This is a genomic window from Marimonas lutisalis (genome assembly GCF_005434965.1).
GTDB lineage: Bacteria > Pseudomonadota > Alphaproteobacteria > Rhodobacterales > Rhodobacteraceae > Marimonas_A > Marimonas_A lutisalis.
The window spans coordinates 403-14,983 of sequence record NZ_SKCI01000006.1; the positions used below are offsets into that span (position 1 = coordinate 403).

Annotated in this window: 14 protein-coding genes and 1 tRNA gene; 5 read left to right on the forward strand and 10 right to left on the reverse strand. The window is 62.9% G+C overall.

All coding sequences use genetic code 11. The annotated features are described in order from the left end of the window. The coding region (locus tag E0501_RS19405) for a calcium-binding protein (protein WP_137703076.1) at positions 1-1,684 on the reverse strand (1,684 nt) is incomplete at its 3' end. A 139-nt stretch (positions 1,685-1,823) separates the two neighbouring features. On the opposite strand from E0501_RS19405, the gene E0501_RS19410 reads away from it, so the two are divergent. Both E0501_RS19410 and E0501_RS19415 read left to right on the forward strand, forming a co-directional pair. Beyond that, the gene (locus E0501_RS19410; protein ID WP_161594666.1) at positions 1,824-3,206 is read left to right on the forward strand and encodes a tetratricopeptide repeat protein; all 1,383 of its coding nucleotides are present in this window, start codon (positions 1,824-1,826) and stop codon (positions 3,204-3,206) included. A 5-nt stretch (positions 3,207-3,211) separates the two neighbouring features. Next, positions 3,212-3,589 carry a DUF6165 family protein gene (locus E0501_RS19415; RefSeq protein WP_137703207.1) on the forward strand — a complete coding sequence of 126 codons (378 nt, stop codon included), beginning with the start codon at positions 3,212-3,214 and terminating at the stop codon, positions 3,587-3,589. Positions 3,590-3,844: 255 nt separating this feature from the next. Here E0501_RS19415 and E0501_RS19420 read toward each other — a convergent pair whose 3' ends face one another. Continuing rightward, positions 3,845-4,303: a GIY-YIG nuclease family protein gene (locus E0501_RS19420; RefSeq protein ID WP_137703078.1), complete on the reverse strand. Its 459-nt coding sequence runs from the start codon at positions 4,301-4,303 to the stop codon at positions 3,845-3,847. A 264-nt stretch (positions 4,304-4,567) separates the two neighbouring features. Between E0501_RS19420 and E0501_RS19425 the strand changes: the two genes are divergently transcribed. Beyond that, positions 4,568-5,107, forward strand: coding sequence for a hypothetical protein (locus E0501_RS19425; protein ID WP_137703079.1), 540 nt, complete (start codon positions 4,568-4,570; stop codon positions 5,105-5,107). Positions 5,108-5,163: 56 nt separating this feature from the next. Next, the gene (locus E0501_RS21845; RefSeq protein WP_161594667.1) at positions 5,164-5,556 is read left to right on the forward strand and encodes a Rap1a/Tai family immunity protein; all 393 of its coding nucleotides are present in this window, start codon (positions 5,164-5,166) and stop codon (positions 5,554-5,556) included. 401 nt (positions 5,557-5,957) lie between these two features. On the opposite strand, the gene E0501_RS19435 is transcribed toward E0501_RS21845, so the two are convergent. The 5 genes from E0501_RS19435 to E0501_RS19455 form a co-directional block, all read right to left on the reverse strand. Beyond that, a tRNA-Glu gene (locus tag E0501_RS19435) sits at positions 5,958-6,032 on the reverse strand. A 98-nt stretch (positions 6,033-6,130) separates the two neighbouring features. Continuing rightward, on the reverse strand, positions 6,131-7,879 hold the full coding sequence (gene recJ / locus E0501_RS19440; protein WP_137703081.1) for a single-stranded-DNA-specific exonuclease RecJ: 1,749 nt from the start codon (positions 7,877-7,879) through the stop codon (positions 6,131-6,133). A gap of 80 nt (positions 7,880-7,959) precedes the next feature. Then, positions 7,960-8,919 (reverse strand): class II fructose-bisphosphatase, encoded by a 960-nt coding sequence (gene glpX, locus E0501_RS19445; RefSeq protein ID WP_137703082.1) that lies wholly within the window; start codon positions 8,917-8,919, stop codon positions 7,960-7,962. Positions 8,920-9,034: 115 nt separating this feature from the next. After that, positions 9,035-10,321, reverse strand: a complete 1,287-nt coding sequence (locus tag E0501_RS19450; protein ID WP_137703083.1) for a homoserine dehydrogenase — start codon at positions 10,319-10,321, stop codon at positions 9,035-9,037. 99 nt (positions 10,322-10,420) lie between these two features. Beyond that, complete coding sequence (locus E0501_RS19455) at positions 10,421-10,717, reverse strand: hypothetical protein (protein WP_137703084.1); 297 nt, start codon at positions 10,715-10,717, stop codon at positions 10,421-10,423. Between the two features lie 78 nt (positions 10,718-10,795). Between E0501_RS19455 and E0501_RS19460 the strand changes: the two genes are divergently transcribed. After that, positions 10,796-11,386 (forward strand): TetR/AcrR family transcriptional regulator, encoded by a 591-nt coding sequence (locus E0501_RS19460; protein WP_137703085.1) that lies wholly within the window; start codon positions 10,796-10,798, stop codon positions 11,384-11,386. Between the two features lie 51 nt (positions 11,387-11,437). On the opposite strand, the gene E0501_RS19465 is transcribed toward E0501_RS19460, so the two are convergent. The 3 genes from E0501_RS19465 to E0501_RS19475 all read right to left on the reverse strand — a co-directional run bounded on the left by E0501_RS19465 (position 11,438) and on the right by E0501_RS19475 (position 14,536). Further along, complete coding sequence (locus E0501_RS19465; RefSeq protein WP_137703086.1) at positions 11,438-12,274, reverse strand: hypothetical protein; 837 nt, start codon at positions 12,272-12,274, stop codon at positions 11,438-11,440. Between the two features lie 240 nt (positions 12,275-12,514). Beyond that, entirely contained in the window at positions 12,515-13,777 is a 1,263-nt protein-coding gene (locus E0501_RS19470) for a SulP family inorganic anion transporter (RefSeq protein WP_137703087.1), read from the reverse strand. 72 nt (positions 13,778-13,849) lie between these two features. Further along, positions 13,850-14,536, reverse strand: coding sequence for an ankyrin repeat domain-containing protein (locus E0501_RS19475; protein ID WP_137703088.1), 687 nt, complete (start codon positions 14,534-14,536; stop codon positions 13,850-13,852). Between the last annotated feature and the right edge of the window lie 45 nt (positions 14,537-14,581).

The following is a 14,581-nucleotide window of genomic DNA, read 5'->3' on the forward strand; positions in this document are numbered from 1 at the left end:
CGCTGCCGATCAGGGTGTCATCGCCCGCGCCACCGTAGAGGCTAGCGCCGGTCAAACCTGAATAGGACAGCCTATCGTTGCCGTCGCCGCCGTAGATGATGTCGGCGCCATCACCTCCTTCAATAATATCATTCTGGCTGGTGCCGGTGATCGTCTCATTGCGACTGCTGCCGACAATCTGCACCGTCTCACCCTGACCGCCCCAGTCGGCGAACTGCCAGCCCGATAGATCAATCTCATCCTCCGTGCCGGACGTCGCGGCAAGGTCGATGAGAATTGTCTCGGTGGAGCCTGCCGCATCGTTTCCGGTCACCAGCACATCGTTCGCGAGTTCCGTACCAGTGAGTGTCAGTTCGTCTGCGTCAAGCTCAACCGTCACGTCCATATTGCTGCCGACCGCGGCAAAGGTCAGCCCTTCGACCCCGCCGATCTCGATCCCATTCAGGTCGAAACTGTCGCCATTGGCCTGGGCTTCGAACACCATCGTGTCGTCGGCACTGCCGGTGCCGAAGATGAAATCGTTGACATAGGTGCCAGCAGCATCGGTGAACAGGAACGTGTTGCTACCCGAGCCGCCAAACAGAAGATCCTGGGAAGACGTTCCGCTGCCGATCAGGGTGTCATCGCCCGCGCCACCGTAGAGGCTAGCGCCGGTCAAACCTGAATAGGACAGCCTATCGTTGCCGTCGCCGCCGTAGATGATGTCGGCGCCATCACCTCCTTCAATAATATCATTCTGGCTGGTGCCGGTGATCGTCTCATTGCGACTGCTGCCGACAATCTGCACCGTCTCACCCTGACCGCCCCAGTCGGCGAACTGCCAGCCCGATAGATCAATCTCATCCTCCGTGCCGGACGTCGCGGCAAGGTCGATGAGAATTGTCTCGGTGGAGCCTGCCGCATCGTTTCCGGTCACCAGCACATCGTTCGCGAGTTCCGTACCAGTGAGTGTCAGTTCGTCTGCGTCAAGCTCAACCGTCACGTCCATATTGCTGCCGACCGCGGCAAAGGTCAGCCCTTCGACCCCGCCGATCTCGATCCCATTCAGGTCGAAACTGTCGCCATTGGCCTGGGCTTCGAACACCATCGTGTCGTCGGCACTGCCGGTGCCGAAGATGAAATCGTTGACATAGGTGCCAGCAGCATCGGTGAACAGGAACGTGTTGCTACCCGAGCCGCCAAACAGAAGATCGTCTCCATTGCTGAGATACAACGTGTCATCGCCCGCGCCCCCATAGAGAGAAATGTAGCCGCCGTTGTCAGCCCCGACGAGCGTGTCGTTCCCATCGCCCGCATCAATGCGAATGGTATCACTTCTAGCCACGATGCTGTCATCAAAGTTGGAACCGATCAGTATCTCGACGTTCGTGATCTGCAATTGGGTGGTGCCGGATGTCGCTGAACCACTGCCCATGTCGATGATCCAGCCGGCGGATGAGCCACTAAGATCCAGCGTATCATCGTCGGCACCTCCGTCGATAAGGTTTAGCGATCCGTCATTGGTTTGTACGATCAAGTCATTGCCGTTACCACCGAAGATTTCGTCGCCATCGGCGCCACCATAAAGCGTGTCAACTCCATCATAGCCATACAATTGGTCATTGCCGGCAAGGCCGTAGATTTCATCATCTGCGGCCGTACCTTCGAGCGTTTCGTCAAAGCCATCGCCAATGATGATCGCCATGGATGATCCCCTAACCCAAAAAGATATCTTGGAAACGAACAGATACTGTGAACTTCTTGTAAGGCTACCCGGTGGTATTGCCGGCTGGCAAGAAGTCGTTCATTCTTGAGTAAACGAGGAAACGCAAATGCCTCTTCCAATGGTGACCATCGAAGACAGTCCCCAAGACCTCAAAATTGCTGCGATCAACAAGCATCATGAAGGTGACCTAGATTCCGCGCGCAACCTCTATTGCCGTGCCCTGATTTACACACCCGATGACGCTGAGATCTGGACAAATCTTGGTGCAATCTATCGGCAGCACCACGTGTTCGAAGCTGCATTGAGGGCTCAAAGACGCGCTAGGGCCCTAAAAGGCGACAGTGACGCAATTGCCAACAATCTGGCAAATTCGCTCGACGATGTTGGCCAGCATCTCGAAGCGGTCGAACTGCGCCGGCACCTCGTCTCGGCTCATCCGCACGAAGCAAGACATCTAGCTTTGCTGTCGAGGAGTTTGCACAACAGCGGCCGGCCAGAAGAAGCCAAAGCCTTGCTTTCAGAGGCTATCGATCAGGACGGAGCAGCCCCGGAAATCCGCTTGGAATACGGGATCTTGAACCTCACTATTGGCGACTATGAAACAGGTTTTTTTCACTACCTTGCAAGGCGCGAGGCAGGGCTCACCAAGCTGCCGGATATCGATGTACCACGCTGGACGGGACAATCGCTGGAGGGCAGGACTATACTAGTCTTGTTCGAGCAAGGGCTTGGCGATACGATTTGTTTTGCCCGCTTTATCCCATATCTCAAAGAACTTGGCGCCTCGGTGCACTTGATCGTGCGCAAGCCGCTCTTGCGCGTTTTGCAGCACGTTCTGGGAGCTGATGCTGTCATAACCAAGCTATGCAAGGGAACCCACTACGATTTCTGGACAAGCTTGCTGGACATACCGGTCGACTATTTTCATTTCAGATCCGAGATCCCGCATCCGGCGAAATTGGCCCTTCCCAAGGACTCTATTTCCCGCGCGGCCGCTATCGCCGCTCCACACCGTCAACGTTTTCGCGTAGGTTGCACTTGGCATGGGGCACCGGGATTTGACCGCAATCCGCAGAGATCGGTACCGCATGAATTTTTTGCCTCGCTCGCAGATGTGGCCGATGTGCAATTATTCTCGCTGTACAAAGGCGAAGCCCTGGGTGCCTACTTCGAGGATGGCACCGCGTCGGTGATGTTGGACGCCGCTAGTGATGATCGTGACATCGCGGACTGTGCTGCAACTATTAACGAGATGGATTTGGTCATCACAATCGACACCTTAACTGCTCATCTTGCTGGTTCGATGGGAAAAACCGTCTGGAATATTTTGCACTGGGAACCCTTCTGGCTCTATGGCAAATCAGGTGAATGGACGCCTTGGTATCCGTCGATGACGCTGTTTCGTCAGGAAACACCTTTTTGTTGGGAAGCTGTCTTCAACGATTTGCGTGATCGCCTGACCGCAGCGGTAGCACGCTGGCGCAATGGAGATTGCCCGTGAAGTTGATGGTTCCTGTGTCGGCCGGAGAGCTCATCGACAAGCTATCCATCCTCACCATCAAACTCAAACGCGTCCGCGACCGTTTGCAATATGCCAACATCCGACAACAATTCGATGCCCTCGACTCGATTGCCCGAGACAGGTTGCCGCCTTTGGATAACTTGCGCAGCGAACTCGACGAGGTGAACGTCGCGCTTTGGGACTTGGAAGACGAATTGCGCCAATTGGAAGCGGATGCCGAGTTTGGCGAACGTTTCGTCGCAGCCGCGCGGTCAGTCTACCGCCTCAACGACAGGCGGGCTTCAATCAAGCGCCAAATCGACAGCGCCACCGGGTCATCAATTGTCGACGAGAAAGTCTATCGAACAGTGATGTTGGATTGATGCTGTCAGACGGGTGCTGTCAGACGAATTCGAACTCGTCTCTGCAGGGATAGTAGCACTGCCCCTCATGCCGCGCAGAGACCGCGCCACTCGGCCAGAGCAGCGGTTCGATTCTGCTTGAAGTGATCTCGTTTGGAGAGGCTTTGCCCGCTAACGCCAACTAGGGCAACAGGCGAGTCCGTCGCAACTTTCCCGAGCGCAAAGCTTCTAGATCTGTGATCATCGGAAGGTATTCACCCTCGATCCAAAGCTTATTCAGGTCTCGATAGTGCCGAGACATAGGATGCCCTGCTCTCGAATTTGCAGCTCAATCCTCTGTGGCTTACTCCATGTATGCCTAATTGTTCTCGCCTCAGTCGTCTTCGCCTTGTTCAGAACTGGCTTGAAGTAGCTGATCGCCTCATGTTCACGCTCGTCCAACTCGGTTGGATCACAAGGCCAAAACCGTATTGCGATTGCTTGCGGATTTTCCAGTCGTTCGCGGACACTCTCGAAAACCCGATAGTATGCATTTCGGGATTGGCCCACATACAGAACCTCCTCCCCTACACAGATCGCGTAGATACCTGCGTCCCATCGGCTTGCAACTTCCAAGGAAGTTTTGGTGAATTGATAAGACTTGTGAAGGCTGCCCACTGCACGGGACTGCATGACGTCGCGCAGTTGATAAAGCGTACCATCGGGCAAACGCTGCCTGTAAACACGTTCTGCCATTCGTGATGATCCTAAAGGCTTCGTAATCGGCGCTCTCCAGTCTTAAGAAACAGAAAAGCGCGAACGCAAAACACAACCCGATCCGACTATATGCGCTCGGACTAAGACTGCAAGGCAGTGACCCGCCTATAACTTGCTTGTTTGAAAGAGCTGGGGGAGTTGCTGACGCGGGTACGATGCGGTATTATATTACCACGTTTGAACCTCGGCGCACGGGTCTCCAAATAGATAATTCGAAGCGACTCCCAGCAAGGACTTGAGGCCATGAGCAAGACGCCGGCACAAGCGAAGACCTCGTCATGCGTAGCCGTGAAAGGCACCCCGGAAACCGGGCAGCGCGTTGAGATGAGCCGTGAGGAAGCCCTGCAGGAAATCTTCAATACGCCTGACGATAAACAGGCCGAAGCCCTGATGACACATTGCCTCAAGGTGCTGGGGAGAAAAGAGGCCAGTGATGACTGCCCCGGCAATGATGAGCGGCAATTCATGCTGTCTATTGTGCGGGATTTGGAACCCCGGGATGCGGTGGAACGGATGCTGGCCGTCCAGATGGCCTCGACCCATGTCGCGATGGTGCGTTCTGCCCGCTGGCTCGCGAACGCGGAGACGATCCCGCAGGTGCAGGCCCACTACACCGGCTCCAACAAGCTGGCACGCACCTATACTTCGCAGGTCGAGGCCCTGCGAAAGTATCGCAACGGTGGCAACCAGACTGTCACGGTCCAGCATGTGAACGTGGAGGATGGCGGGCAGGCCATTGTCGGGAACGTTCATCACGGGGGGAGGGGGAAGCAAGAAAAGTGACACTGACCTCATGCACTGTATGCTACGTCGTCAACAGGCAATTGAACGGGGTAATTATGCGATCCATCCTTTTAGCGTCTTTGTTGAACCTCCTAATCACACCGCAACCCACCTCAGCTCAGAGTGTTCCCGGGAATGGCCTCTATGAAGCATGCACTTCCGAAGACCCAGCGTTGCTTGGGTTTTGTTTGGGATACTTGGTTGGTCACATAGAAGGGCAATTCTGGGGCGGATTACTTTTTGCGCAAGGGGTTGGTGCCACCATGGAGACAAGCGAATTTAACGCCTTTGCCAATAGCGTATTTCATCATTGTGTACCGTCAGACGCATCCAACCAGCAACTCCGCGATGTGGTTGTGAAGTATCTCAGTGAAAACCCAGCATCGCGCCATGAGCCGGCACGTTATCTTGTTTGGGAAGCATATCGAGAAGCGTTCCCGTGCGAGTGAAAAAAAACCATCATGGCCAAGAAGCTTGCGATGCACAGTGCACCTAGATGCCGGGCGAAGTCCAAGCGCACAGGGAAGCCCTGCCGCGCCCCCGCCGTTCGCGGTTGGAAAGTATGCCGAATGCACGGCGCGGGTGGTGGCGCTCAATCTGGGCCAGCGCACCCGAACTGGAAGCATGGTGCGCGAAGCCATGAGGCTGTCGCACTGCGTGAACTGGTGAACGCCCTCGGACGCGAGGTGCGCAAACTAGCAGATTCTATGGGCGAAGAATGAGGGGAGCGACCCTGCTAGATTCTAGCTTGTTCCGGGGCGGGCTTTGCTTTGATGGGGGATGTGTTGGGGGATATGTTTTTGAAAATCCCCGTTTTCCCTAAAAAATTCAAAGTTTTAGCTAAAATAAGTGGCAGCCCGTAGGGGAATCGAACCCCTCTTTCCAGGTTGAAAACCTGGCGTCCTAACCGATAGACGAACGGGCCATGCCGAAGCGTGAGGCGTTATCTAGGAAAAGGCGCGGGTCCGTGCAAGCGGAAAGTTCACTTCGGCGAGAAAAAATGCAGGGGCCGCTTTTGCGGGCTCATGCGGTGGAACGCGCGGCATCCTCCAGCCGCAACTGCACGCTGACCCGCCCGCGCCAATGGTTGAGTTCCAGCCGTCCGGCCAGGTGGAATCGCGCCCCGCCATGGCTCTCCAACGCCGGGCCCAGCGGTCCGTCGAACGCGCCAAAGGCGATGGCATCGAGCCGCGAGCCAAGACCGTCGCCAAAGCTCACTTTCAGGTGGCTATCGCCCACCCGCCTGGCAAAGCTGATCGCGACATCGGGAAAGGCGAACCGCGGTGCGGGCGCGCCGGCGCCGAACGGCCCGGCCGTTTCCAGCTGTTCGACCATCTCGACGGTTGCCGCGCCGGGCATCAGAACCCCGTCCAGCGTCAAATCCCTGGGGCCCAGCCGGTCGGCGCCCTGTTTCGCCAGAAGCTCCGAAAGCCGCGCCATCGCCGCCTCCAGCGCATCGCGCGCCACGGTCAGGCCCGCGGCCATCCTGTGCCCGCCGCCTTTCAGCAGCAACCCCTCCGAGGCCAGCCGCTGCACCGCCGCGCCCAGGTCGATCCCCGAAACCGACCGGCCCGAGCCCTTGCCCTCGTCGCCGTCCAGCCCGATCACCACCGCGGGGCGGTTCGTGGCCTCCTTGAGGCGGCTGGCGACGATGCCCACTACACCGGGATGCCAGCCTTCGCCCGCCGCCCAGACCAGCGGCGCATCCAGGCCGCGCGCCTCGGCCTGCTCCATCGCGGCGGCGCGCACCGCCTCCTCGATCTCGCGGCGCTCGGTGTTCAGCTGGTCCAGCCGCTCGGCCAGGGCCTGCGCCTCGGCGGGATCGCGGGTCGCCAGCAGCCGCGCGCCCAGGTCCGCCTTGCCGATCCGCCCGCCGGCATTCACCCGCGGCCCCAGCAGGAACCCCAGGTGATAGGCGGCGGGCGCGGTGTCCATCCGCGCTACGTCGGCCAGCGCCACAAGGCCGGGGCGCTTGCGCCGCGCCATCACCTTCAGCCCCTGTAACACGAAGGCGCGGTTCACCCCCACCAGCGGCGCCACGTCGGCCACCGTGGCCAGGGCCACCAGGTCCAGCATCGCCATCAGGTCCGGCCCCGCGCGGCCCTTGCCCTCGCGCCATTGCCGGTTGGCCTCGACCAGCATCAGGAACACCACCGCCGCCGCGCAGAGATGCGCCAGGTCGCCTGACTCGTCCTGCCGGTTGGGGTTCACCACCGCCAGCGCGTCCGGCAGGGTCTCACCGCCCAGGTGATGGTCCAGCACCACGACATCCGCACCCTGTGCCGCCGCGATCGCGTCATGGCTCAGCGTGCCGCAGTCGACGCAGATGATCAGCTCATGCGCTTCGGCCAGCGCCGCCATCGCGGGCGCGTTGGGGCCATAGCCTTCGTCGATGCGGTCGGGCACATAGAGCGTCGGGCGCAGTCCCGCCTGGTCCAGCCAGTCGATCAGCAGCGCGGCGGAACTGCCGCCATCGACATCGTAATCGGCGAAAACCGCGATCCGCTCGCGGCCCTCGACGGCCGCCAGGAACCGCGCCGCGGCCGCTTCCATGTCCTTCAGGCTGCGCGGGTCGGGCAAAAGCTCGCGCAGCTGTGGCGCCAGGAAGCCTGCGGCGCCGGCCGCATCCACGCCGCGCCGTGCCAGCACCTGCGCCACGGCACGCGGCAGCGCGGTGGCCTGCACCAGCGCCTCGGCCGCCCGGTCGGTCTCGATCCCGGGGCCCAGCCACGCGCGGCCGGTAATCGATGCCTCAACGCCCAGAAAACTCACCCGATCCGCCTTTTCATCTTGCCCCAAATATCCCGGGGAGTTTGAGGGGTTGGCCCCTCAATCCCGCCGCTCGATCAACCTTACGCCGGGACGCGGTACTGCATCCGCCGGACCGACCCGCTCTTCGAACGCATCAGGATCGTCTCGGTTTCCAGATGCGCGGGCCGCCGCTTCACGCCGGTCACGATCGACCCGTCGGTCACCCCCGTGGCGGCAAAGATCACGTCCGCCGTCACCAGTTCGTCGCGGGCATAAACCCGGTTCAGGTCCGAAATCCCGGCCTTCTCGGCGCGGCCGCGCTCGTCATCGTTGCGAAACAGCAGCTGCCCCCACATCTGTCCGCCCATGCATTTCAGCGCACTGGCCGCCAGCACCCCCTCGGGCGCCCCGCCCGAGCCCATGTAGATATCGATGCCGGTCGCCTCGGTCTCGGCGCAATGGATCACACCCGCCACGTCGCCATCGGTGATCAGGCGGATGGCGCAGCCGGTGCCGCGCAGCTCGTCGATCATCGCCTGGTGGCGCGGGCGTTCCAGCACGCAGACGGTGATCTCGGCCATTTTCACGCCCTTGGCGCGCGCCAGCGCCTTCACCCGCTCGGCCGGCGGCATCTCCAGGCTGACCACATCCTGCGCATAGCCCGGCCCGATCGCCAGCTTTTCCATGTAGACATCGGGCGCATGCAGAAGCGTGCCGCGCGGCGCCATGGCGATCACGGTCAGCGCGTTGGGCATGTCCTTTGCGGTCAGGGTCGTGCCTTCCAGCGGATCCAGCGCGATATCCACCTGCGGTCCCGCGCCGCCACCGACTTCCTCGCCGATGTAAAGCATCGGCGCCTCGTCGCGCTCGCCCTCGCCGATCACCACCGTGCCACGGATGGGCAGCGCGTTCAGCGCCTCGCGCATCGCGTTCACCGCGGCCTGGTCGGCGGCCTTTTCATCGCCGCCCCCGATCAGCCGGGCCGAGGCCAGCGCCGCCGCCTCGGACACGCGGGCCAGGCCCAGTGAAAGCATCTGGTCGTCGAAATCGGTCACGGACATCCGGCACTCCCTGGAAAAAAAAACGTCGCCGTCCTAGGTAGACGCGGGCAGCGCGCGGGGCAAGCGGGTTTGCCAGCGGAGAACCGCGTCGGCGGGCGCCGCCGCCGGGCCCGCCTCAGACGGTTTCGATTCTCAGCGCCACCGGCGTGCCCAGAAGCACGTCGAGCTTCGCCATCGCCGCCAGCGCCTCCTCGACCGCGCGGCGCGGGGTCTTGTGAGTGACTATCAGCACCGGCGCCGATGTGTCCTCGTGCCCGTATTGCCGCATCCGGTCGATGGAAATGCCGGCCTCGCCCAGGACGGTGGCGATCTTGGCCAGCGCGCCGGGTTTGTCGGCCAGCGTCATGCGCAGGTAATAGGGCGCGGGGGTGGCGCCTTTGGCCGGTTTGGCCGCAGCCAGTTCCACCGCCGGGCGGCCAAAGGTGGCCGGCCGGATGCCGCGGGCGATGTCCATCACGTCGCCCAGCACGGCACTGGCCGTCGGGCCTTCGCCCGCGCCGGCGCCGCGCAGCACGATCTGGCCAACGTGATCGCCCTCGATCACCACCATGTTGGTGCCGCCTTCCAGCTGGCCCAGGGGCGAATTGTCGGGCACGAGGCAGGGGCTCATCCGCTGCTCCAGCCCGCGCGCGCCCATCTGCGCCACGCCCAGGAGCTTGATGCGGTATCCCATGTCGGCGGCGGCATGGATGTCCTCGATGGTGATCGCGCCGATGCCTTCCAGTTCGACCCCGTCGAAATTCACCTGGCAGCCAAAGGCGATCGCCGACAGGAGCGCCAGCTTGTGGCCCGCGTCGATGCCGCCCACGTCCAGCTCGGGATCGGCTTCGAGATAGCCCAGCGCATCGGCCTCGGCAAAGGCCGCGTCATAGGTCAGGTCGGCCGATTGCATCCGTGTCAGGATATAGTTGCAGGTGCCGTTCATCACGCCCATCACCCGGGTGACCTCGTTGCCGGCCAGCCCCTCGGTCAGCGCCTTGATCACCGGGATGCCCCCGGCGACGGCGGCCTCGAAGCGGATCACGCGGCCCTTGGCCTCGGCGGCTTCGGCCAGCGCCTGACCGTGATGGGCCAGCATCGCCTTGTTGGCGGTGACCACGTCCTTGCCGGCGGCGATCGCGGCCTCGGTCGCGGCCTTGGCCGGCCCGTCGCTGCCGCCCATCAGCTCGACGAACACATCGACATCGTCGCGCGTGGCGAGCTTGACCGGATCGTCCTCCCAGGCATAGTCGTTCAGCCTCACGCCGCGATCCTTGTCGCGGGTGCGGGCCGAAACGGCGGTGATCACCACCGGGCGCCCGGCGCGTGCGGCCAGCAGGTTGGCCTTCTGGCGGACAATCTTGATCACACCGGTGCCGACAGTGCCCAGTCCGGCAATACCAAGGCGCAGGGATTCACTCATCGGGGCCTCCAGAAGGTCATTGATACTGTGTCTAGGCCATGTATCGCGGGGCGCGGACACATGCAACGCGCCAAAACGGGGCAGGCGGGCGAAGGGGGTTCAGCTCTCGTCGATCGGCGGCACGCCGATCTGCATCCGCTTGCGCGACGCTTCATCGACGATCGTACCGCTCAGCCCGGCCGCCTTGGCCTTCAGGGCCGCAACCCGCCCCAGGACCGACGCGCCGGTCTCTTCGGTGATCTGTGCGCCCTGCGCGGCCGCGATCAGCGGCTCGACCGGGACAAGCGCGGGATAGTCGGCCTGATCCATCTCGGGCGATACAGCGTCGTCCAGCTCCGGAAACTCCGAGCAGCCGGCCAGGGTCGCCAGCACGATGATGATCGCAACGCCTCTCATGCGTCCTTCCTGCCGCAGCGCGCGCGCATGCGCAAGCGCGGGGTTTGATTTGAACGATTGTTCAGTTAATCTTTGCCCATGGCACGCACCCAAGGCTCGCATTCCGATATCACCGGCCCGCGCATCCGCGCGGCGGCGCTGAAACTCTTTGCCCGGCATGGCTTTGCCGCGGTCTCGATGCGCCAGATCGCGGCCGAGGTCGGGCTGCAGGCCGGCGCGCTCTACAACTACACGCCCGACAAGCAGTCCCTGCTTTACGAGCTGATGCGCGGCCACATGGACGATCTTCTGGCCGCGCGCCAAGCAGAGGCGGCCAACGCCACCGATCCGATGACCCGGCTGGAGAACTTCACCCGGTTCCACATCCGCTTTCATATCGAGCGCCCCGACGAGGTGTTCATCGCCTACATGGAACTGCGCAACCTGACGCCGGAGAATTTCGCCGAGATCGAAGGGCTGCGCCACGCTTACGAGGATGAGCTGGAAACCATCCTGCGCGACGGCGTCGCCGCCGGTGTGTTTGCCGTCCCCGATCCGCGCATCGCAACCTACGCGGTGATCGCCATGCTGACGGGCGTGAACACCTGGTACCGCCCGCGCGGGCGGCTGTCGCTGGACGAGGTCGAAACGCTTTACTGGGACATGGTGCGCAAGGCGGTTTCCGCGTGAGCGCCAAGGGCCGGGGCCGATGCCTGGCGTTGCCGTTCGATGCCCGCTGGATCAGGCCGGTCGCTTCAGGTTGCGGCGCCGCCGCGTCTCCATCGCGACATAGGCAATCGCCATCAGCACGAGAACGGCGATCACGCTCAACACGTACCAGTTCGCGAGCCTGCCCCCGTTAAAGTCCTCGGGGTGCATGAAGGCCGAAACGAGAAAAAGAGCATGCCACAACGCGATACTCTCGACACCGACGCGCCAGGCGCTCCAGCGCGTTTCGAACGAGATATATATGTTGGCAACGGCCAGCAAAGCGCCCCAACCGGACAACAAGCGGGCCGTGAGTTCGGAGAGCCGCCACGGCCAGAACGCCATCAGTGCGTCGGGTCGCGTGAACCCCACGATGACAATCGCCGCCATCGCCAGACCGAACAGGCGCACGGCGATACGGAAAGCACGGGCGACCTCGACGTCGCCGGGCTCGGGCCGGAGGTGATCGGCGCCCCGGTTGTATAGCCAGATCGCCGGGACAAGCACCGGCGTTACGACGTAGAGCCCAAGCCATAACTGGAACGGCAAGTCATCGACGGAATAGCGGTTCCAGTGCAGATAGGTCACGAGCAGCATGCTGATCGTAAAGGCGGTCACCGGTGGAAACCCAAGTGCCACGCGGTGCCAACGTCTCCCGGCAAGGACGTGCGCGAAAAGGTAGGCGCCGCCAAGATACCCCGCCCCTATATAGGCGGCCATCGCGGGGGGCGTGATGCGGTAGGCAAACCTCTCTCCCGACTCTTCCGGGAAAAAGTAGAGGATGAGAAATGCCAGCACCAGGAACGGAATGATTACGCCGGCGACGACCCGGGTTAGTACATAGATCCGGTCGTTTCCGGGCGTGCCCACAGTTGATGTCCCCGCTGGCTCGGTCAGCTTGACCCCGGTTCAACTATACCATGCTTTCCGCCCGTTCCGGAAAAAATGTCCCGGAGTGAAGGATTTGCCGATGCGGGAAGGCGAGATATGTCCTGCGAGGCGTGCCGCTTTACCGTCTTTTCCGGGCAAGCGATGACCGGTCCGCGGGGCGTTTGTCGTGCAGGGCGCGGCGCCGGGCAGGGACGCCGGCGCGACGACCGCGCCCTGATCCTAGTGGTCGCGCGGAGTCCACTCGCCCTCGGGCACGCCGCGCCGCCGCAACCGCAGCGCGAGGCCCAGCGCAACGCCGGTGCCCACCGCCACCGTCAGGTCGACCAGCACGGTCAGCGCCAGGGTGATGACCAACAGGAAAATGTCCGAGCGCCGCTCCTTCAGGTAGCCGCGCCAGCGATGCGGTTCGCTCATGTTCCAGGCGGTCAGGATCAGCAGGCCGGCCAGTGCGGGCATGGCGATCCTCCCGGCCAGTGGGGCGGCCAGCCACAGGATCATTAGAAGCGTCAGCGCATGCACGATCCCCGCGACAGGCGTGCGCCCGCCCGCGCGCACGTTGGTCGCTGTCCGGGCAATCGCCCCGGTCGCCGGTAGGCCGGCAAAGAGCGCCGAGGCGATATTGGCCACCCCCTGCGCCCGCAGTTCCGCGTTGGGCCGGTGCGCGCCGCCCACCATCCGGTCGGCGACAATCGCCGACAAAAGCGATTCCACCCCGGCCAGGAAGGCGATCACCACGGCCGAGGGCAAGAGTTCGACCATCCGCGCATAGCTGATCTCGGGCAGGGCCGGGGCGGGCAGGTGCCGCGGCAGATCGCCAAAGCGCGACTGGATCGTATCCACCTCGAGTCCCAGTCCCGCCACCAGCGCCGATGTCGCCGCAATCGCCACGATCAGGCCGGGAAACCGCGGAAAGGCCCGGCGCAGCACGACGATCAGCAGCATGGTCAGCCCCCCGATCATCAGGCTGGACCAGGACAGGGTGCCACGCGCCATCCACAACGCTTCGAGCTTGGCCAGGAACTCGGCCGGCACCATGGCCATGCGCAGCCCCATCAGGTCTTTCAGTTGGCTGGCCGCGATGATGACGCCGATGCCGATGGTAAAGCCGTTGATCACCGGCTCCGGCACCAGCGCGATCAGCCGACCGGCGCGCAGATAGCCCGCCACGGTCAGGATCACGCCCGCCATCAGCGTCGCCAGGATCAGCCCGTCCATGCCATGCGCGGCAATGACGCCATAGACCACGACGATGAAGGCGCCGGTGGGTCCGCCGATCTGCACCCGGCTGCCGCCCAGCGCCGAGATCAGGAAGCCCGCGACAATGGCGGTGACGAACCCGGTCGCCGGGTCGGCGCCCGAAGCGATGGCAATCGCCAGGCTTAGCGGCAGCGCGACCAGCGCCACGGTGACACCGGCCAGCGCGTCGGCCAGGAAGGCGCTGCGGGTATAGCCGGGCAGGGTGCTTAGAATCTTGGGTTTCATCTCTGCGGAGTTAACGCCCCACCCGCCGCCTCATCAACCGGGAACATCGCAGAACATGCCCCGCGCCGGGCCTTAGGGCGCCGAGAGGATCCCGGCGATAACCGGGCGTTCCGTCCTGATCCGCTCCTGGTCGAGGGTCAGACCGTAGGGTTCGAGCGCCGCGCCCAGGTAATCATAGAGCGGTTTGATCTGGTCGAAGGGCACCGTCACGATGTCGTGCGCGGTCGACCCGGACTTCGTGCGCAATGTCTTGTCGGCGCCATTGGCCAGAAGCGTGCGCAGAATCTCTTCACGGCAAAGCAACGCCGCCATGTGCAACGGGGTCGAGCCGTCGCCGTTCGGCTTGTCGATCGCGGCCCCCGCCGAGAGCAGCACCTCGACCGCAGCCGGATGGTCGAAGGTCGTCGCCACGATCAGCGGCGTTGCGCCGGTGGCATCGGGCGCGTCGGGATCGGCGCCCTGCGCCAGCGCGGCGCGCAGCGCCTCCAGATCGCCGCTGAACGCGGCTTCATGCAGGCTCATCCCCCGGGCCGGGGGCGCGGCCCGGGCCGCGCGCTCGGCCTCCAGGACCTCGTCCAGCACCGCGCGCACGTTGTCCATGCGGTTCAGGCGCTCGATGTCCTCGGGCTTGCGCGCACCGGCATAGATGAAAAAGCCGTTCTGCGACAGGATTTCGGCCATCCTGAGCCCGATCCCCGAGGTGGCCCCGGTGATCAGCACGGCCTTTTGCCGGTCTTCGGCATCCGAGGCGCGGGCCATGGGGGCGGTGACGCAGCCGACCAGAATAGCCAGTAAAACAACAAG

Bases quoted from the DNA above. Each gene is read 5' to 3' on its own strand.
- E0501_RS19410 (WP_161594666.1), top strand. From the start codon at position 1,824: ATGGTGACCATCGAAGACAGTCCCCAAGACCTCAAAATTGCTGCGATC.
- E0501_RS19415 (WP_137703207.1), top strand. From the start codon at position 3,212: ATGGTTCCTGTGTCGGCCGGAGAGCTCATCGACAAGCTATCCATCCTC.
- E0501_RS19420 (WP_137703078.1), bottom strand. From the start codon at position 4,303: ATGGCAGAACGTGTTTACAGGCAGCGTTTGCCCGATGGTACGCTTTAT.
- E0501_RS19425 (WP_137703079.1), top strand. From the start codon at position 4,568: ATGAGCAAGACGCCGGCACAAGCGAAGACCTCGTCATGCGTAGCCGTG.
- E0501_RS21845 (WP_161594667.1), top strand. From the start codon at position 5,164: ATGCGATCCATCCTTTTAGCGTCTTTGTTGAACCTCCTAATCACACCG.
- glpX (WP_137703082.1), bottom strand. From the start codon at position 8,919: ATGTCCGTGACCGATTTCGACGACCAGATGCTTTCACTGGGCCTGGCC.
- E0501_RS19450 (WP_137703083.1), bottom strand. From the start codon at position 10,321: ATGAGTGAATCCCTGCGCCTTGGTATTGCCGGACTGGGCACTGTCGGC.
- E0501_RS19455 (WP_137703084.1), bottom strand. From the start codon at position 10,717: ATGAGAGGCGTTGCGATCATCATCGTGCTGGCGACCCTGGCCGGCTGC.
- E0501_RS19460 (WP_137703085.1), top strand. From the start codon at position 10,796: ATGGCACGCACCCAAGGCTCGCATTCCGATATCACCGGCCCGCGCATC.
- E0501_RS19470 (WP_137703087.1), bottom strand. From the start codon at position 13,777: ATGAAACCCAAGATTCTAAGCACCCTGCCCGGCTATACCCGCAGCGCC.
- E0501_RS19475 (WP_137703088.1), bottom strand. From the start codon at position 14,536: ATGGCCCGCGCCTCGGATGCCGAAGACCGGCAAAAGGCCGTGCTGATC.